This is a genomic window from Kangiella sediminilitoris, from assembly GCF_001708405.1.
In the GTDB taxonomy this organism is placed as follows: Bacteria; Pseudomonadota; Gammaproteobacteria; order Enterobacterales; family Kangiellaceae; genus Kangiella; species Kangiella sediminilitoris.
On the sequence record NZ_CP012418.1, the window covers coordinates 2,255,932 to 2,275,542 of the forward strand.

Genomic DNA, 19,611 nt, shown 5'->3' on the forward strand with positions numbered 1-19,611 from the left:
TAGGTTATTCTTGCTCCTCGAACCAAGGAGCACGCGCGGTCATAATTAATTGAGCTGCACGCTCTGCATCCAGTTCTTCGATATCTATCAAATCATCCACTGACTGCTCTGCTAAATCTTCCATAGTTATAACACCACGGCTAGCTAAAACATAAGCCAGATGGCGGTCCATACCGTCCATATTTAACAAATCATCTGCTGGTTCGTTTTTCTCTAACTTTTCTTCACTGGCAATTGCTTTAGTCAGCAAAATATCTTTTGCTCGTGATTTTAAAGCATCAATTAAATCTTCATCAAAACCTTCAATCTCAAGCATTTCAGACTGTGGTACATACGCCACTTCTTCCAGTGTTGTGAAACCCTCTTGTACCAAGATTTGAGACAAGTCTTCGTCAACGCCTAATTCGTCAATGAACAGCTTAATGATAGACTCTGTCTCAGACTGATTCTTTTCAGCAAACTCTTCTTCAGTCATGACATTCAGCTCCCAGCCTGTCAACTCGCTGGCAAGACGGATGTTCTGACCGTTTCGACCAATTGCCTGTGCCAACTGATCTTCGTCGACAGCAATGTCCATACTGCGGTTATCTTCATCAACAACAATCGATGCGACTTCTGCAGGTGCCATAGCGTTAATGACAAACTGAGCCGGGTTATCATCGAATAACACGATATCAATTCGCTCACCATTAAGCTCGCCTGTAACGGCCTGAACACGAGCGCCACGCATACCGACACAAGCGCCGACAGGGTCAATACGCTTGTCATTGGTTTTTACGGCAACTTTTGCGCGCGAACCAGGATCACGTGCTGCACCCTTAATTTCTATGATTTGTTCGCCAATCTCTGGTACTTCAATACGGAATAGTTCTTCCAGCATTTCAGGACGAGTACGACTAACAAACAGCTGAGGACCACGATTTTCATCTTTTATCGCATACAGCAGACCTCGGACACGGTCGCCAGCACGAACCGTTTCACGTGGCATCATTTCGTCACGTTGAATTACGGCTTCAGCATTATTTCCTAAATCTAGGTAAATATAGTCACGAGTGATTTTCTTAACGACGCCGGTAATTAATTCACCGACACGATCACGGAACGCCTCAACGGTTTTTGCACGCTCCGCTTCACGTACCTTTTGTACGATAACCTGCTTAGCTGTTTGAGCGGCAATTCGGCCGAACTCAATCGATTCAATCTGCTCTTCAACGTGGTCACCAAGCTGAGCATCAGGATCTTCATGCTGCGCAGCTGACAGTGTTGTTTCCGTTAACGGATCTTCGACGGCATCATCTTCAACCACGGTCCAGCGACGATAGGTATCGTACTCACCAGTCTCACGATCGATGTCAACACGCACATCAATATCTACACCATGCTTTTTCTTCGTAGCCGTTGCTAGCGCTGCTTCTAAAGCACCGAAAATAACTTCTGGCTTGACGTCCTTTTCATTAGAGACGGCCTCAACCACTAACAAAATTTCTTTATTGCTCATACGTGTTAACCTTCAATAAAACTCGCGATTACTTTTAACTTTAATCCCTTCGAGATTAATACTTTGCGATCAACTGGGCTTTTTCAACCTGCTGTACATTAATATCGTGTGACTCACCGTCAACTAACAGACTGATCACGCCATTATTTACTTGCTCAATAGTGCCCTTAAACTTACGTCGTCCATTCAGCGGTACTGATAAACGTAACTCAACTTCTTCCCCAAGATATTGGGCAAACTGCTGCTCTGTAAACAAGGGTCTATCCATACCAGGCGATGATATTTCCAAGTTGTAAAAACCATTGATAGGGTCTTCAACATCTAAAACACCACTAACCTGATGACTTACTTCAGCGCAATCATCCACAGAAATACCGTCTTCATGTTCAATAAACACCCGTAAAATCGAATGCTTACCTTGTGACAAATACTCTAATCCCCAAAACTCAAAGCCTGCGGCTTCAACGGCTGGGCGAATAATTTGTTCCAGTTGTGACTGCTTACTCATTACGCTCTCTGCTTACTCTCTTTATTCGGCAAAACTCAAATGCCAAATACAAAAAAAGGCCCATATGGCCCCATCATTTATCAAACTGTTGAGCACAAAGCTCAATCTTTATGACGGGCTAAAGGATATTAGCGATAAAGCTCAATATCCACTTTACCCAAACAGGTTTATTGCAAACGCAAACAAACCTAGAAACAATAAAGCCCCTATAAAAGGGGCCTTATTATTATATTCATAATATGAAGTCAGTCAATTTATATACAGATGACTCACTTTCTTAAATTTGGTAGCGGGGGCCAGATTTGAACTGACGACCTTCGGGTTATGAGCCCGACGAGCTACCAGGCTGCTCCACCCCGCATCCATATAACTTATTAGAGTCTGGTATCACTAATAAGTTGCTCTAAGAGCCAAGTTGGCGTAGGAATTAACGAGCCCCTACATCAACGTGAAACGCATTATACTCACTTATAATGCTTTGACAAGAGCTCTTTCAGAATAAATCCAATTAAATTTCACTAATTAGAAATATTCAAACGCCTGCTGGCATAACTCCAATAGCTTAGTAGGGAATATACCCAGTGCAACCACGCTCAAACTTGTCAATCCCAGGCCCAATCGCAGTCCTCGAGCGGCTACAACCTTCTGCTCTGACTCAGGTTCATCAAAGAATATAACCTTAACCACTTTCAGATAATACACCAGACCAATGATCGACATAACGGCACCTAAAACAGCCAACCACACAAAGCCAGAATTTAATACCGCCAGAAATACTTCAAGCTTTGCCCAGAAACCAACAAAGGGGGGAAGACCTGCCATAGAAAGGAACAGGAAGCTAATCAGTAAACCTCCCCAGGGGTTATTTCTGCCCAATCCTTTAAGTTGGTCGATATTTTTAACATCTTCAATCCCTTTGCCCAGGTAAATCAGGCAGCCAAAGCCGCCTAACGACATAATGGCGTAAATCAGAATATAAAAGAAAGAAGCACTAAACCCATCGGCAGTACCGCTTATAATTCCCAATAGGAAATAACCAATATGTGCTATCGCTGAATAGGCCAGTAACCTTTTGATATTATTCTGAATCAAGGCTACAACATTACCTATGAGCATAGATAAACAGGCGAGAATTATAAGCAATCCCTGCCAGTCAGCGATGACACCAATAAACCCATAGCCCAGAACTCTAATGGCCAAACCAAATGCTGCTACTTTGGGTGCCGATGATAAAAAGGCGGTAGTAGAAGTTGGCGCACCATCATAAACATCAGGTACCCACATTTGAAAAGGTACCGCACCAAACTTAAAGGCAATGGCAACCACTATAAAAACTAAACCAAACCGTAGGGTTAAACTTGCTTCATTCTGAGCGATATAAGCTGCAATATCAGACAAATGTATTTCCTGAGTTACCCCGTAGATCAGCGACATCCCGTAAAGTAAAAAGCCACTCGCTATTGCCCCCATAACAAAATACTTTACCGCCGCCTCTGCCGCCTCATATGAGTGTCGTTGCATGGCCACCATGGCGTATAGAGATAACGATAGCAATTCCAAGCCGAGATAAAGGGTCAGCATACTGCCGCCACTGACCAGCACCATCATCCCCAGCACGGCAAACAGGTGCAGCAGATAATATTCACCTCGTAAAATGCGACGGGGCAAAATGTATGGCCGGGCAAATAATAACGCCAGCATAGCCAGAATAATGACGCTTATTTTTATAATTCCAGCCATAGGATCCAGTACATAATGACGGTCATATAAATGATATTGTAGTTGCGGAAACTGCACCACACAGATAATTGCAGTGGCCAACAAAGCGAGCTGCGTCAGTCGATAAGTTAAATTTCTGTCGAGATCTTTAGAGAAAACATCAACCAGTAAAATAATGCAGGATGCTGTCAGTAAAAACATCTCTGGAAGTAAGTGCATTAAATTATACATTTCTAACCTCCCAGCTTACTGCGTCCCGCAAAGTCCAGTAACTGTTCGATACTGGGCTGCATTACGCTGATTAAAAGTTGTGGATAGACGCCTAAGGCGATAATAAGTATTGCCAGGATGGCAAGGACACTTGTTTCTCGAAAATTAATATCATCCAGCCGAGCAATATTTTCACTGGCAGGCTTACCGAATATGACCCTTTTATAGAACCAGAGGCTATACGCTGCTCCCAAAACCAAAGTCAATCCGGCAAACAGTGCTATCCTCCAGTCGGCCTGGAAGGAAGAAATAATCACAAAGAATTCACCGACAAAGCCGGAGGTTCCAGGCAAACCGGCATTTGCCAAAATAAATAACATCAAAAAGGATGCGAATATAGGCATACTATTGACGACACCACCAAAATCACTGATTTTCCTGGTATGAAGCCTGTCATATAGTACGCCGATAGAGAAGAATAATGCGCCCGAAATCAATCCGTGCGATACCATCTGTATCATTGCACCCTGCATTGCCATCGACTGCGTATCTGGTGCGGTTAGCTGCAAAATAACAAAACTTCCCAGAGTTACAAAGCCCATATGAGCAATGGATGAGTAGGCGATCAGCTTTTTCATGTCTTTTTGCGCCAAAGCAACAAAACCGATATAGACAATAGCCAGAAGCGATAAAATGATCAAAATGTCAGCAAAAGCTGCTGACGCATCCGGAGTAACAGGCAAGGTGAAACGCAGAAAGCCGTAGCCGCCCATTTTTAGCATAATTGCAGCCAGTATCACTGAACCGCCCGTAGGTGCTTCAACATGAGCATCTGGAAGCCACGTATGCACAGGAACCATCGGTATCTTGACCGCAAATGCGATTAGAAATGCCCAGAAAATCCAGTTTTGCTCAGTTGTTGATAAGGGCATTTCCCGCATTGCTTCAATTGCGAAACTGTCGGCCTCTCGCCCCATATAAATAAGCGCCACCAGCATAAATATGGAACCGAAAAAGGTATAGAGAAAAAACTTCAGGGTCGCATAAATCCGATTAGGACCACCCCAAATACCTATCATTAAAAACATGGGGATGAGCATCGCTTCCCAAAATACATAAAACAGTATGCTATCGAGCGAGGAAAACACACCGTTCATTGCACCAGTAAGTAGCAGCACAGCCGCGATAAACTGAGGTTTACGAAAACCAATGGATGCAGTTGAGCCAAAGATAACAAGTAGATTAATCAAGCTTGTTAAAACAATCAGCGGGAGTGAGATACCATCAATTCCTAATGCATAGTCAATATTCAAAGAAGGGATCCAACGAGTTACTTCAGTATATTGATAAGCTGCAGTTGTCCGATCAAACTCTATTAATACCCAACCACTTAATACAACAACCAGAAGTGAAATAAGGATTCCGATGCGAAACGCCCAGGTCTGCATTTTGTCGCTTGGGCCAAGCAACACCAGAACCCCGCTGAGTAGCGGCAACCAGATGAGTAAACTTAAAACCGGTAATTGGTCTAACATAAATTCTTATTATCCACGTCTAATACTTTATCCCTTAAACAATAACCAGCCCAGGAAGGCCACCAGGCCTACGAGCATGAACAGTGCATAATGGAACAGGTAACCTGTTTGCAGTTTGCGAACTTTTAATGCAATCTTCTTCAGCGCTTGAGTACCACCATCGATAATTCCTTCATCAATAATAGCCTTGTCTCCGTAACGCCAAAATGTCTTACCTATCCAGTAACTTCCTCTGGCGAATACCCTCTGATTAAATTCATCAAAAAAGTATTTACGTTCAAGAAGTCGCTTAATTGGTCTAAGGAAGATCGACCACATAGTGACAAATCGTGGAGCCCAACCATAAACAACTATTGCGATAACAATTCCCGCAATAAGCATGATAAATACAGAACTCAACATTCCATGTAAGGCAAAATTTATCGCACTATCATAATGCTCTCTAACACCAGACAAAACATTGTGCTGTTCTAATACCGTTATCGAGTCGTTAAAAAAGGTGGTAAATAATACCGACTTCCCAAAAACAAATCCCGCAGCCAGAGATGGGATAGCTAATGCAATGAGGGGCCAGGTAATAACTTTAGGTGACTCTTGTAGTTGATTATACTGCTCAGGCTCAAGCCTCGACTTTCCATGAAACACAATAAGCAACATCCGAATACTGTATATAGCAGTCACCACTACGCCTGTCAGCACAGCAAAATATGCAAAGCTGCTAAAGCCCCCCTCAGCATTACTTACGGCCGAAATAATTGTGTCTTTGGAATAAAAGCCTGAAAAGAAGGGAGTGCCGATGAGAGCTAAGGTCCCTGCTAATGTGCACCAATAGGTAATGGGTAACTTCTTATACAATCCGCCCATTTTCCGGATATCTTGTTCGTGATGAAGCGCCACAATCACCGACCCTGCACCAAGGAACAGCAATGCTTTAAAGAAAGCATGAGTGAACAGATGGAATATAGCTGCAGAATAAGCTGAGACACCCAGAGCCACCACCATGTAACCCAGCTGCGATAAGGTTGAATAAGCAATTATGCGCTTGATGTCATTCTGAACAATCGCCACCAGTCCCATAAACAACGCTGTAATAGCACCCACGAGAGTGACCATTGCTAAAGCAGTTTCCGAGAACTCGAACAAGGGCGACATTCTGGCTACCATAAAGACACCCGCAGTCACCATAGTTGCTGCATGGATCAATGCTGAAATTGGGGTAGGACCTTCCATTGAGTCTGGAAGCCATACGTGCAGGGGAACTTGCGCAGACTTACCCATGGCACCAATAAAGAGACAGATACAAACAAAACTAATAGCCGACCATTCCACTCCGCCCCAGACCTTGAACTGTTGATCCAGCCCAGTCAACGCAAGAGCGTTTGTCTGTTGTTGCCCACCAAGCGATATCAACTCTTCAGCCTGTCCCATGGTCTTAAATACCGGGGCATAGTCAAAAGTTCCGAATAATAAGAAGATGGCGCCGATACCCAATAGGAAACCAAAGTCGCCCACACGGTTAACCAGGAATGCCTTCATATTTGCAAATATGGCGGTTTCTTTTTGATACCAGAATCCGATTAATAGATATGAGACCACCCCCACAGCTTCCCATCCAAAGAACAACTGCAGAAAATTATTGGACATCACTAACATCAGCATGGAAAAAGTAAACAGCGAAATGTAGCTGAAAAATCGTTGATAACCCTTGTCATCATGCATATAGCCAATCGAGTAAATATGCACCATCAGGCTGACAAAAGTTACGACCAGCATCATGATTGATGTCAGACTATCCAATAAAAAACCTATCTGTATCGTCACCTGACCAAAGCTTGCCCACTCATAGATCGTCAGGTCGATAGCGGTAGCATCACCCCATAAAAAATCAAAGAACCACTTGACTGAAATAGCAAAAGATACAGCAACACCAGTGATGGTTACTCTATGTGTAATTACCTTACCCAGCTTTTTGCCTAATAGGCCGGCAATAATAGCCCCTACCAAAGGAGCCATGACAGCAAGAAGTAACTGAGTCTGTATCGTCATTAGCCTTTCAACTCCTTCAGCTCCGCCACATCAATTTTCTTATTCGTTCTAAATAAAACCACTAAGATCGCCAATCCGATAGCAGCTTCAGCTGCGGCTACAGTCAGAATGAAGAATACAAAAATCTGACCAACTTCATCATTCAGGTAACGCGAGAAAGCAATGAAGTTCGTATTAACCGCCAATAACATTAACTCTATGCACATCAATAGCGTGATCACATTCTTTCGGTTAATAATGATGCCGACTACACTAATCGAAAACAATAAGGCACTCACGATTAAGTAATGGGTTAAGCTCATGACTTGCCTCCTTTTGTTTTACGCTTTGATTTTTTCTTCTTCTCAATTTTATCGCGGCCATCTTGTCTTGGTCCTATTTCTATATCGACAATTCGTAACCGCTCTTCCTTGCTAGTTTGTTGCTGAGTTGGCACACTTTGTCCTCTGCGGTCGCGTCTGCCCCTGAAAGTCAGGCTTATAGCGGCAATTATGGCCACTAATAGAATGACTCCAGCCACCTCAAAGGCAAAGAAATAGTTGGTGTAAAGTACACTGCCCAACTCGGTAACGTTACTGTATTCCGGCCCATGCTTTGCTGGCTCAGGGACTTTATCCAGACCAAAAACCTCACTTCTTATGACCCAGTAAATCCCTCCAAACATAGCGAGTGCAGTAATAATTCCCAGTGGCAAATACTTTGTAAAACCCGCTTTCAAACTGGCGTAATCAACATCAAGCATCATCACCACGAACAAAAACAGAACCATTACCGCGCCGACATATACCAAAACCAACGTTACAGCCAAAAACTCTGCTTCCAGCAGCATCCATAAAACAGCAGCCGAAAAGAATGTCAGCACCAGGCACAAAACCGCTTGAACCGCATTACGTATTGTTATGACGCCAATTGCGCCAATCACAGTTAATGTGGCAAATAAATAAAATACAATGGATTCAACTGTCATCCATTATCCTTAACAGCGCCTATCACTGATTTGTTGTTATCTGTATTTGGCATCTTGTTTCCTGTCCTCGGCTATCATATCTTCATACTTATCGCCTATTGCCAATAATTGGGCTTTGGTTAAGATATGATCCCCGCGCTTTTCAAAGTGGTAGTCCATAACCCGTGTTTCTACAATGGAGTCAACCGGGCAGGATTCCTCACAAAATCCGCAGTATATGCACTTAAACATATCGATTTCATAACGTGTGGTACGTCTGGTGCCATCACTCTGTCTTGGCCCCGCATCAATGGTAATAGCCGCAGCGGGACATACCGCTTCACATAATTTACAACCAATGCAGCGCTCTTCCCCATTAGGGTAACGGCGCAGGGCATGCAAGCCACGGAAGCGAGGAGATTGTGGAGTTTGCTCCTCCGGGAACTGGATGGTCACATTACGTCGCCATAAATGTTTTCCAGTAATACGTAGTCCCGTCAGAAGATCTCGTAAAGTAAATGATCTTAATAGATGTTTTAACTTAGTCATAAAACACCTCTTCCAGTAAACCAGGGACTCACACCAGCTTTAATCATGAAGGCTAGAATGGATAACCAGACGATAGTTACCGGAATAAAAACTTTCCAACCCAGTCGCATAACTTGATCATAACGATAACGAGGGAAAGTTGCTCTTAGCCAAATCAATAGGAATAAAAAGAAACCGGATTTGAGTAATAACCATGCAATGCCGGGAATCCAGGCAGTTGCCTGCTCCACATACGGAATACCTTGGAACGGATTCAGCCAGCCGCCAAAAAAGAACAAAGTGGTTAGTACCGAAATTAAAATCATGTTGGCATATTCTGCAAGGAAGAATAGAGCAAAAGAAATCCCCGCATATTCCACATGAAAGCCCGCTACGATTTCAGACTCACCCTCAGGTAAGTCGAAAGGAGCACGGTTTGTTTCAGCCACTCCTGAAATCCAGTAAATGACTAATAATGGCAACAATGGGATCCAGAACCAATTTATTAAGCCACCTTCCTGCGCCTTAACAATTTCGCCAAGGTTCATACTTCCCGATGCCATCAATACGCCAACCAGAGCAAAACCCATTGCGATTTCATAAGAAATAATTTGTGATGCTGATCGTAATGAACCGAGCAAGGCATATTTAGAGTTCGAGGCCCATCCCGCTATAATCACCCCATACACAGCAATTGAAGTCATCGCTAAAATATACAGTAAGCCAACGTCACTATTTGCTAATACCAACTCAACATCAAACGGAATGACAGCCCATGCTGCAAAGGACGGTGCAATAAATAATATTGGGGCTAAAAGAAACAGAGCTTTATTTGCACCCGTTGGAACAACCACTTCTTTCATTAATAACTTAATGACATCGGCAATTGGTTGTAACCAACCTTTGGGACCCACCCGGTTAGGTCCCAGACGCATTTGCATGAAACCTATCAGTTTTCGCTCGGCGAAAGTGGTGTAGGCCACAGCCAAAATCAAGGGCAACAAAATCAGTCCGATTTTAAAACCAATAATGAAGAAGTCGATTATCATATCCAGCATCAGACTCCCCCTACAATATTATGGAATGGACTTAGACGTGGCCTTTTTAGAATCTCGCGACCCTGCGCTAACGCCGTGGCCTGTAATGATGGTGCTCGGCGTAACCAACCGTCAATCTGATACATATTGACTGGACGAGGAGAAAATCCGTTTTTGGGTAAACTTTCAGGACATTGCCACTTCGGCTTAATCCTGTCACCCACCGCACTCAGGCGTCCTTTGACTTCCTTTCTTACCTCTTCCGCCGATACATAATCGAAATTTTTCAAATTCAGTAAATTGCCTAGTACCCGAAGCACTTTCCACGCTGGCTTAGCTTCTGCCGGTGCATTTACGGCTGCTGAAAAATCTTGCCAGGTTCCATTCAAATTAACGTAAGAGCCCGATGTTTCAAGAAAGCTGGCAACTGGCAAAATAATATCAGCATATTCAAATGCTTCATCATCGGCATGACAGGTCATTGAAATGACAAAATCTGCCTGCTCGAGACTCTGTCTCGCTTTGTCTGCTATCACCGACTCTTTTCCGGGTTCTGTTTTCAGTAGAACGTAAGCCTTTTTTCCTTGTTCAAATAAATCTTTGATGTGCTGACCATCCTGCTCAACATCAGCACCCGCAGGTCCGCGATGCGGAATGGCACCTGCCAGATATGCGCCGACACTGTTACCGCCGTGCGGGAAAAAGCCATAACTCGAACCGGACAAATTAGCGATAGCTTTTGACAGTAACCTTAAGTGTCCAGCATAGCTAAACTCTAGAGCGCTGGCCCCCAGGATGATACTGCTTTTGTCAGACTGCAAAAGCATTTCTGCGATGTTTTTATGTTCGTCTTTGACCGGAACATGAGCTACCAGATTTTCTAACTGCTCCAGATCCATTGCATCTGACCAATGCTCTTTCTCTGACTCGTTTTGACGTTCAAGCAGATATTTCGCGATAGCAGCCAACTGACCCAGCCAGGTTTCAGCGTCTGTAATTATTTCATGCTTGAGATTAAAGTTATGATAAACCGGGTATAAACCAATTGAGGCAATATCGCCATGGCGAGTAGCTTTACGAACTCGCAATGAAGCCAGTGGCTGCTCTTTCCTTAAATTTGCTCCAATTAAAAGACAGGAATCCAAGCTGTCGAGCTCTGATAACTTAACACCAAGCTCAGGGTGCAAAGGCTCAAACTTCTGCCAGGTAAAGTCAGACGTTCTGAGACGGTGATCGATATTATTCGAACCCAGCCCACGAATGACCTTTTGCAATAAATACATCTCTTCCGTAGTAGAGCTCGGGTGCGCAATGGCAGCAATCTGATCCGCGCCATCTGTCTGTGCCATCATATTCAGTTTACTGGCCGCACGCTCCAAAGCTGTTTCCCAGTCAACCTCTTGCCAGTTTCCATTCTGTCGAATCATTGGTTTCAAGAGACGCTCACTTTGGGTCAGTGCCTCGTAAGAATAGCGGTCTCTGTCAGCCAGCCAGACTTCGTTGACTTCTTCATTTTCCTTAGGAACAACGCGGATGACACGATTACGCAAAGTATGGACATGTAAATTAGCACCTATACAGTCATGCGGAGAAACCGAGTCTCGTTGTGCCATTTCCCATGACCGGGCCTGATAACGAGAGGGCTTTGCTGTTAAAGCCCCAACTGGGCATAAATCAATAATATTTCCAGAGACTTCAGAGTCAACCGACTGTTCGATAAAGGTACTGATCTCCATATGTTCGCCGCGGCCAACAGCACCGAGTTCTCTGATACCCGCAACCTCACGACCAAAACGAACGCAACGAGTACAGTGAATGCATCGGGTCATTTCTGTCTCTATCAAAGGGCCCAGATCTTCATCAACGACAGCCCGTTTTTTTTCTGAAAAACGAGAGACATCCTTACCATACTCAAGTGCTACGTCCTGCAGTTCACACTCACCACCCTGATCACAAATAGGGCAGTCTAACGGATGATTGATTAATAGAAACTCCATTACGGATTTTTGTGAATCTTGCGCAAACTCAGATTGAGTTTTAACCACCATGCCGTCTGAGATTGGTGTCGCGCAAGCGGGGAGAGGCTTTTTAGAACCATCGACCTCAACCAGACACATCCGACAATTTGCCGCGATGGATAGCTTTTTATGATAACAGAAACGAGGAATGGTAATGCCATTGGCATCAGCCACTTCTATAATCATAGCGCCCTGTTCGGCTTCTATTTTTTTACCATCAATTTCAATTGAAACCATTGGTTCTATTCACCCTCGTTGTATCAATAATTCGTACGATTAACTCGCCTTCCGAGCCTGAGCCTTATCAATCTTCGCCACAAATTCATCCTTAAAATACTTTATAAAACTTTGCACAGGCATAGCGGCGGCATCACCTAAAGCACAAATAGTACGCCCCATGATATTGCCAGCGATTTCATCCAGTCTATCAAGATCTTCTGGCTGCCCCTGACCGTTAGCAATCCGATGAATCATGCGTGACATCCATCCTGTTCCTTCACGGCATGGGGTACACTGACCACATGATTCTTCATAATAGAAATGAGCGATACGGCCTAAGACTTCCACCATATCCGTATCCTCGTCCAGGATAATCACCGCACCAGAACCTAACATGGAACCAGCTTTGCCCAAGGCATCGTAGTCCATGGTGATATCCATCATGACATCTGCCGGAAGCACTGGCGCGCTTGAACCGCCAGGGATGACAGCCTTTAATTTTTTACCGTCTTTCATTCCCCCGGCCATTTCCAATAAATCCTTAAACGGTGTGCCGAGGCCAATTTCATAGTTGCCCGGCTTATTTACATGACCTGATACAGAGAAAATTTTAGTGCCGCCGTTATTCTCCTTGCCGAGATTTAGAAACCAGTCTCCACCTTTCTCAAGAATAACAGGAACGGAAGCATAACTTTCAGTATTGTTCACATTGGTTGGACGCCCAAATAGACCGTAATTTGCCGGAAATGGCGGTTTGAATCGCGGCTGACCTTTTTTCCCTTCGAGAGATTCCAGTAATGCAGTCTCTTCGCCGCATATGTATGCACCAGCACCGATATGACTATAGAGGTCAAAGTCGACACCAGACTGCAAAATATCTTTGCCTAAAAGCCCCGCATCATAAGCTTCCTTCAGAGCCTCCTCAAAGCGCTCAATTGGCTCATAGAATTCCCCGCGTATGTAGTTATAGCCAACCGTTGCTCCCATAACGTAGCCACCTATGGCCATACCTTCTATAAGTTGATGTGGGTTATAACGTAAGATATCCCTGTCTTTAAATGTTCCAGGCTCACCCTCATCAGAGTTGCAGACTACGTACTTTTGTCCAGGATCATGTTTGGGCATAAAACTCCACTTTAATCCTGTGGGGAAACCTGCACCACCACGCCCCCTTAATGCAGACAGCTTAAGTTGTTCGATGATTTCATCTGGCGAGATCTTTTCCGCCAGTATTTTGCGCCACATAGCATAACCACCAGCAGACTGGTATGTCTCCAGTGTCCAAGGCTTGTCTAGTTCCAATGTTCTAAAACAAACTTCATTTGCCATGCTTTAGCCTGTTCTTTACTTCAGTTCGCGGATTAGATGCGCCACCTTATCCACCGTTAAATTTTCATGGTACTGCTTGTCTACTTCCAACATTGGGGCGCCACCACAAGCAGCCATGCACTCTACTTCTTTCAAAGTAAACTTGCCATCAGCCGAGGTTTCTCCAGGCTCAATACCAAGTTCGTCTTTAAACCATTTTTTTATATCCTCGCTGCCTGCCAGCATACAGGACACATTCGTACATAAAGAAATAACATACTTACCGGCAGCTTTTAAACGGAACATAGAGTAAAAAGTTGCTACTTCATAGGCTGCAATTTTAGGACACACCAGATAATCGGCTACAGCATCCATTGATTCCTGTGTTAGATAGCCCAATTCTTCTTGCACAATAGACATTATCGGAATAATTGCTGCACGCTTACGCTCCTCTGGATATTTTTTTACCCAGTCAGCGGCTTGCTCGAGCCCTTTTGAGCTAAGCAGGTCTTCCAGTGTTTTAGTTTCAGTTTGCGACATCTCTATCTACACCAGCTAACGATCAATTTCGCCAAAAACGATATCTTGCGTACCAATTACAGCTACCACATCCGCCAGCATATGCCCTTTCACCATTTCGTTCATCGCTGACAAATGTGCAAAGCCGGCCGCACGTATTTTTACCCGATAAGGCTTATTAGCCCCGTCCGATACCAAATAGACTCCAAACTCACCCTTCGGATGCTCCACCGCAGCATAACCCTCACCCTCAGGAACACAGTATCCCTCAGTGAAAAGTTTAAAGTGATGAATTAGGGCTTCCATATCATGTTTCATTGTTTCACGATCTGGGGGAGTTACTTTGTGATTATCCAGCATCACTGGTCCAGGGTTGTTTCGTAACCACTCAATGCATTGGCGTACAATCTTATTGGACTGGCGCATCTCTTCCATACGGACCAGATAACGGTCATAGCAGTCACCGGTTTTACCCAGCGGAATATTAAATTCCAGTTCATCATAGACTTCGTATGGTTGTTTCTTACGCAGGTCCCATGCCACACCTGAACCCCTCAGCATTGGTCCCGAGAAACCGAGCTGTAGCGCTCTTTCTGCCTGAACAATACCAACGCCAACTGTCCGCTGTTTCCAAATTCTGTTTTCAGTTAACAAGCTCTCATAATCTTCTATGCACTGTGGAAAAGATTCAGTAAAATCCCATAGATAATCCAGCAGTGAACCCTGACGGTTTGCGTTAAGTTCTTCTGCTTTTTTCTTGTCCGTAAATGCTGATTCCTGATATTGCGGCATTGTCTCTGGCAAATCTCGATAGACTCCACCTGGACGGAAATAAGTTGCGTGCATTCGAGCACCGCTGACAGCCTCATAAGCATCCATCAAAGCCTCCCGCTCACGGAAGGCGTACAGGAAGACGGTCATTGCACCAATATCTAGTGCGTGAGCACCCAACCACATCAAATGATTCAGAATTCTTGTTACCTCAGCAAACATCACTCGAATATACTGAGCTCTCTTTGGCGGTGTGATGTTCATTAGCTTCTCAATCGCCATCACGTAAGCATGCTCATTTGACATCATGGAAACGTAATCCAGACGATCCATATAACCAATGCTCTGGTTAAAAGGCTTACTCTCTGCTAACTTTTCTGTCGCTCTGTGCAATAAACCAACATGCGGATCAGCACGAACCACTGTTTCACCGTCCATTTCCAGTATCAAACGCAAGACACCATGCGCTGCTGGGTGCTGTGGCCCAAAGTTGACCGTGTAGTTACGAATCTCAGGCATCTTTGCTTCCTCCCTCCGGGGCTGCAACGTAGATGGTTTCATCTTTCTGCTTTCGGATGACGCGCGGCACCAATACTCTTGGTTCAATCGAAACTGGTTCGTAGACGCAACGATTTTGCTTCGCATCAAAGCGTAATTCGACGTTACCAATTAAGGGGAAGTCTTTCCTGAAAGGATGACCGACAAAACCATAATCAGTCATAATTCGGCGTAAGTCCGGATGCCCCGTGAAGAGTATGCCAAATAAGTCAAAAGCCTCTCTTTCGTACCAGTTAGCCGAGGCCCAGATAGAAATAACAGATGGTATGGTGGTCCTATTTTCTTTAACAAAACACTTAACTCTTAAGCGTTGGTTCCGTGAAATAGACAGCAGGTGATACACCACTGCAAAGCGTTCCCTTTGCCAGACCTGCCTCTGTTGCTGTGACGATTCTTGTCCACGGCTAAATCCCGAGCTTGTCGCTTCCGTCGTTGCCCACTCATCCTGTCCATAGGTCAGATAGTCCACCACAGTCAAATCAATTAACTGCTCAAAAGCGAGATCGTCGTGATCTCTTAGCCGTGTCATTACGCTGAGCAAATCATCCTTGCCTATCTCTATAGTGATTTCTCCTAAAGCTTCCTCACAAGATACAAGAGCATCTTCAAATACTTCTCCTAGCTGCTTCAGTAATGCTTCAGGCACTGGCAACCTCACTACCATTTTCTATGGAGTTCTTTTTTTTCTTACGTGAGTCACGTGCGATTACAGTCTGGCGCTTAATTTTATTTTGCAGCTGAATAATGCCATACAAGAGCGCTTCAGCTGTGGGCGGACAACCTGGTACGTAGATATCAACGGGTATGATTCGATCACAACCTCGCACAACGGAGTATGAGTAGTGATAATAACCGCCACCGTTTGCACAGGAACCCATTGAGATAACCCACTTCGGCTCGGGCATCTGCTCATACACTCGGCGTAAGGCAGGAGCCATTTTATTGGTAAGAGTACCAGCCACAATCATGACATCTGACTGCCTTGGGCTAGGGCGAAATATCACTCCGAACCGATCCATATCATAGCGGGCTGCTCCAGCGTGCATCATTTCCACAGCGCAACAGGCTAAACCAAATGTTACTGGCCACATCGAACCTGTACGTGCCCAGTCCAGCAAATCCTGGATACTGGTCGTTACAAATCCGTCGCTATTGAGTTTTTCCTCTAATCCCATACCCTCTTACTCCCACTCCAAGGCACCTTTTTTCCACTCATAGGCAAAGCCAACCAACAACAACAATAAAAATATTCCCATTGTGGTCAATCCAAACCATCCGATATCATCCAGAACTACGGCCCATGGAAAAAGAAATGCGATCTCGAGATCGAAAATAATGAAGAGAATTGCTACTAGATAAAACCGTACATCAAACTTCATTCTGGAGTCTTCAAAGGCATCAAAGCCGCATTCAAACGGTTTCCCTTTGGCTTCACTTGGCTTGGTAGGGCTAGCGAAGTACCCGACTAACAGCAAACCAACTCCGAATAGTAACCCAATCAGAATGAACACTAGAATAGGTGCGTATTGTTCTATCATAGATCGTAAAATGTTGCCCTAATTTGTTATAAATCAATAAGATTTAGGCATTCACAGCAAATACCTTACCAGCAGTTTTAATCTTTGGCTAGTGATGATTACGCATTACAATTTTCGGAATAAAATATTTACACAGTCTGCTTCCCTCATATTTCTTTAATATCAGTGATTTTCCTCCGCCAGCCCTTATACGCCAATGTTTCTTGCAAATTAACCAAAACACATTAATATGACTATAGGAAATCATGGAGGATTGACAGTGTTTGACTCAATAAGGAGCTTTTTTAGCAGGTCATCAGAGAAAGAAAACAGGCAGTCATCTGCACCACGTCCTGTGGTCTCACATAAATTTGAAAAGAAAAAAATTCCCGTATCCAGGTTGGCTATGGGTATGACGGTTGTTCAACTTGATCGCCCATGGACAGATGTTCCAGTTCAATTTCAGGAAGTCACTCTATCTTCAGAAGATGATATCCGTATGCTCAAGAAATACTGTCAGCATGTCTATATTGACCACCACTCATATACCACCATTTATGCCGATCAGCTACTCAGTCGCGAACGTAGACCTATCTATAAGAAACCTGATCTTTCCCCCAAAGAAGCCAGTCAAAGGTTAAGGGACGAGCTACCTAGGGCAAAGGCAACTTTTGACAGGTCCAGAAAACATATCGCCAAATTAATGCAGGATGTCCAGCACGACAGTAAAATTGATATTGAAGGGTCTAAACAGATAGTGTCCAGCTGTGTTGACAGCATTTTAAATAATGAAACTGCTCTATTCTGGCTTTCTAAGATAAAACATCGCGATGAATATACATCTGAGCATTGCGTTCGAGTAGGAATACTCGCCATTGCCTTTGGCAAGCATCTGCAACTTCCCAGGAAAGAGCTGGAGTTACTTGGAATGTGTGGCATTCTTCACGATGTAGGAAAAATGAAAGTCCCCCAACATATTCTCAATAAGCCTGGCAAACTGACCGATGACGAGTTCAAGATTTTGAAAGAACATACTGTCCTGGGTTATGTCTTCCTACGGGAACACGGAGGCATTGATGAACAGGTTTGTACAGCTGCCTACAATCACCATGAAAGGATGCACGGTAATGGCTATCCTCGACAGCTAGAGCCTGAGTTACTTTCGCAATATGATCGCATTATAGCCATTATTGACAGTTACGACGCTATGATCAGTAATCGCTGTTACCGGAACGGGATGTCTCCGTCCAAAGCACTCTCAGAATTATATAAAGGACAGGGAAAGCTGTACGACGACGAACTGATACAGCATTTTATCCAGATGGTTGGTGTCTACCCCGTTGGTAGTCTTGTTGAACTGAGCTCTGGACAGGTGGGAGTCGTCCTATCGGTTAACCCAGACAATAAACTCGCTCCGGTTGTTGAAATTATCACCGATGCAAATAAACAACGAGTTAAACCGGTTGCCGTAGATTTATCAAAGCAACTCATCGATAAAACCGGTCAACCTCTAAAAATATTACATACCCTTGCAGACCACCAGGTTAACCTTGATTTTGAGGAATTCATACGAGCAGCCGCAGCCTAAACCTTAAGGTCTATTTGTATTTATGGCAGCTTTACCCTAGAGTTGTTATATCCTTAAAAAGTTTTCACTGATGATGTCGACAAATTCCATTCAGACAACCCAATATAAAGCCCCTTTTGGGTGTAGCAACGAACATTTTCAATCGCTTTTAGCGACCTTTAAATTACGTCGTAACAATTTAAAGAAACAAGCTCACACTATGCTATTAAATAGTGAAGAGCGGATTATTGAATGCGAAGATGGTATCAAGCTTCAGAGCTTTTATACTCCTGCGGCCTCTTCTGAGGCCCCCTTAGCTATACTTATTCATGGCTGGGAAGGAAGCCATGAATCTCTATACCAGCTATCTACTGCCAATACCCTTTACCATCTTGGCTTTTCTATTATTCGACTTAATCTTCGTGATCACGGAACCAGTCATCACCTTAATGCGGAGCTTTTCCACTCAAACCGTCTGGATGAAGTCGTTCAGGCTGTTGCCAGGATTGAGCAAGACTTTAAGCCGAGCAAGCTTTTACTCTGTGGATTTTCCCTTGGTGGCAACTTTGCACTGAGAGTGACAAATCGTGCAAAGCAGGCTGGTATTTCATTAACCAAAACGATTGCCGTCTGTCCGGCACTCGACCCCGCTGACATTCTTATAAAGCTCGAAACAAGCTTTTCACTTTACATGAAATATTTTATGCATAAATGGAAACGCTCGATTCGAAAAAAGCAGGAGCTGTTCCCTGATCTGTATGATCTCGAAGAAGATCTTCAGACGGACTCGATGCGCGACCTGACGGAGAAGCTTGTTCAATATTATGGCGATTACCAAACCATTAACGATTACTTTGACGGTTACAATATTTGTGGCGACAGACTGGCTCAGATTGACACCCCAACGACCATTCTAATGAGCAAAGACGATCCTATTATTGATTACCAGGGGATTTATACTTTACCCGAAACACCGTACATAAAGCGCTATTTGACAGAGCATGGGGGACACTGTGGCTACATTAAAAATTATAAACTTGATAGCTGGATAGACGATTTTATCAAAGAACAGTCCCTTTCTTTACTTCAGGATTGATCAAAAAAGCC

The 19,611-nt window shown here is 44.0% G+C and carries 18 protein-coding genes and 1 tRNA gene; 2 read left to right on the forward strand and 17 right to left on the reverse strand.

The features are described 5' to 3' along the window. Nucleotides 1–4 precede the first annotated feature (4 nt). The 17 genes from nusA to ndhC form a co-directional block, all read right to left on the reverse strand. A complete protein-coding gene (nusA, locus tag KS2013_RS10620) occupies nt 5–1,498 on the reverse strand; it encodes a transcription termination factor NusA (RefSeq protein ID WP_068993618.1) in 1,494 nt (497 codons plus the stop codon). 55 nt (nt 1,499–1,553) lie between these two features. Continuing rightward, nucleotides 1,554–2,006 carry a ribosome maturation factor RimP gene (rimP, locus tag KS2013_RS10625; RefSeq protein WP_068993619.1) on the reverse strand — a complete coding sequence of 151 codons (453 nt, stop codon included), beginning with the start codon at nt 2,004–2,006 and terminating at the stop codon, nt 1,554–1,556. A 284-nt stretch (nt 2,007–2,290) separates the two neighbouring features. Continuing rightward, nucleotides 2,291–2,367: transfer RNA gene (locus KS2013_RS10630), tRNA-Met, on the reverse strand. Nucleotides 2,368–2,528: 161 nt separating this feature from the next. Then, nucleotides 2,529–3,956 (reverse strand): NADH-quinone oxidoreductase subunit NuoN, encoded by a 1,428-nt coding sequence (gene nuoN, locus KS2013_RS10635; RefSeq protein ID WP_068993620.1) that lies wholly within the window; start codon nt 3,954–3,956, stop codon nt 2,529–2,531. A 2-nt stretch (nt 3,957–3,958) separates the two neighbouring features. Then, nucleotides 3,959–5,470, reverse strand: coding sequence for a complex I subunit 4 family protein (locus tag KS2013_RS10640; protein ID WP_068993621.1), 1,512 nt, complete (start codon nt 5,468–5,470; stop codon nt 3,959–3,961). 27 nt (nt 5,471–5,497) lie between these two features. Then, complete coding sequence (nuoL, locus tag KS2013_RS10645; RefSeq protein WP_068993622.1) at nt 5,498–7,516, reverse strand: NADH-quinone oxidoreductase subunit L; 2,019 nt, start codon at nt 7,514–7,516, stop codon at nt 5,498–5,500. Then, nucleotides 7,516–7,818, reverse strand: coding sequence for an NADH-quinone oxidoreductase subunit NuoK (gene nuoK / locus KS2013_RS10650; protein WP_068993623.1), 303 nt, complete (start codon nt 7,816–7,818; stop codon nt 7,516–7,518). Before nuoK ends, nuoL begins: the two co-directional genes overlap by 1 nt. After that, nucleotides 7,815–8,483, reverse strand: a complete 669-nt coding sequence (locus KS2013_RS10655) for an NADH-quinone oxidoreductase subunit J (RefSeq protein ID WP_068993625.1) — start codon at nt 8,481–8,483, stop codon at nt 7,815–7,817. The genes nuoK and KS2013_RS10655 overlap by 4 nt, the downstream gene beginning before the upstream one ends. Nucleotides 8,484–8,519: 36 nt before the next feature. After that, nucleotides 8,520–9,011, reverse strand: a complete 492-nt coding sequence (gene nuoI, locus KS2013_RS10660; RefSeq protein WP_068993627.1) for an NADH-quinone oxidoreductase subunit NuoI — start codon at nt 9,009–9,011, stop codon at nt 8,520–8,522. Next, entirely contained in the window at nt 9,008–10,048 is a 1,041-nt protein-coding gene (gene nuoH, locus KS2013_RS10665) for an NADH-quinone oxidoreductase subunit NuoH (protein WP_068993630.1), read from the reverse strand. Before nuoH ends, nuoI begins: the two co-directional genes overlap by 4 nt. Then, entirely contained in the window at nt 10,048–12,282 is a 2,235-nt protein-coding gene (gene nuoG / locus KS2013_RS10670) for an NADH-quinone oxidoreductase subunit NuoG (protein ID WP_068993635.1), read from the reverse strand. Before nuoG ends, nuoH begins: the two co-directional genes overlap by 1 nt. 39 nt (nt 12,283–12,321) lie before the next feature. Further along, entirely contained in the window at nt 12,322–13,593 is a 1,272-nt protein-coding gene (nuoF, locus tag KS2013_RS10675; RefSeq protein ID WP_068993636.1) for an NADH-quinone oxidoreductase subunit NuoF, read from the reverse strand. A gap of 15 nt (nt 13,594–13,608) precedes the next feature. Then, nucleotides 13,609–14,112, reverse strand: coding sequence for an NADH-quinone oxidoreductase subunit NuoE family protein (locus KS2013_RS10680; protein ID WP_068993637.1), 504 nt, complete (start codon nt 14,110–14,112; stop codon nt 13,609–13,611). Between the two features lie 15 nt (nt 14,113–14,127). Beyond that, the gene (locus KS2013_RS10685) at nt 14,128–15,381 is read right to left on the reverse strand and encodes an NADH-quinone oxidoreductase subunit D (protein WP_068993641.1); all 1,254 of its coding nucleotides are present in this window, start codon (nt 15,379–15,381) and stop codon (nt 14,128–14,130) included. Then, nucleotides 15,374–16,084, reverse strand: a complete 711-nt coding sequence (locus tag KS2013_RS10690; protein WP_068993645.1) for an NADH-quinone oxidoreductase subunit C — start codon at nt 16,082–16,084, stop codon at nt 15,374–15,376. The genes KS2013_RS10685 and KS2013_RS10690 overlap by 8 nt, the downstream gene beginning before the upstream one ends. Next, nucleotides 16,059–16,595 (reverse strand): NuoB/complex I 20 kDa subunit family protein, encoded by a 537-nt coding sequence (locus KS2013_RS10695; protein WP_068993648.1) that lies wholly within the window; start codon nt 16,593–16,595, stop codon nt 16,059–16,061. Before KS2013_RS10695 ends, KS2013_RS10690 begins: the two co-directional genes overlap by 26 nt. 6 nt (nt 16,596–16,601) lie before the next feature. Beyond that, nucleotides 16,602–16,958, reverse strand: coding sequence for an NADH-quinone oxidoreductase subunit A (gene ndhC, locus KS2013_RS10700; protein WP_068993651.1), 357 nt, complete (start codon nt 16,956–16,958; stop codon nt 16,602–16,604). Between the two features lie 229 nt (nt 16,959–17,187). Here ndhC and KS2013_RS10705 point away from each other — a divergent pair, with 229 nt between their 5' ends. Both KS2013_RS10705 and KS2013_RS10710 read left to right on the forward strand, forming a co-directional pair. Then, the gene (locus KS2013_RS10705) at nt 17,188–18,525 is read left to right on the forward strand and encodes an HD-GYP domain-containing protein (RefSeq protein WP_068993655.1); all 1,338 of its coding nucleotides are present in this window, start codon (nt 17,188–17,190) and stop codon (nt 18,523–18,525) included. A 199-nt stretch (nt 18,526–18,724) separates the two neighbouring features. After that, nucleotides 18,725–19,600, forward strand: a complete 876-nt coding sequence (locus KS2013_RS10710) for a YheT family hydrolase (RefSeq protein ID WP_228703673.1) — start codon at nt 18,725–18,727, stop codon at nt 19,598–19,600. The last annotated feature ends 11 nt before the right edge of the window (nt 19,601–19,611 follow it).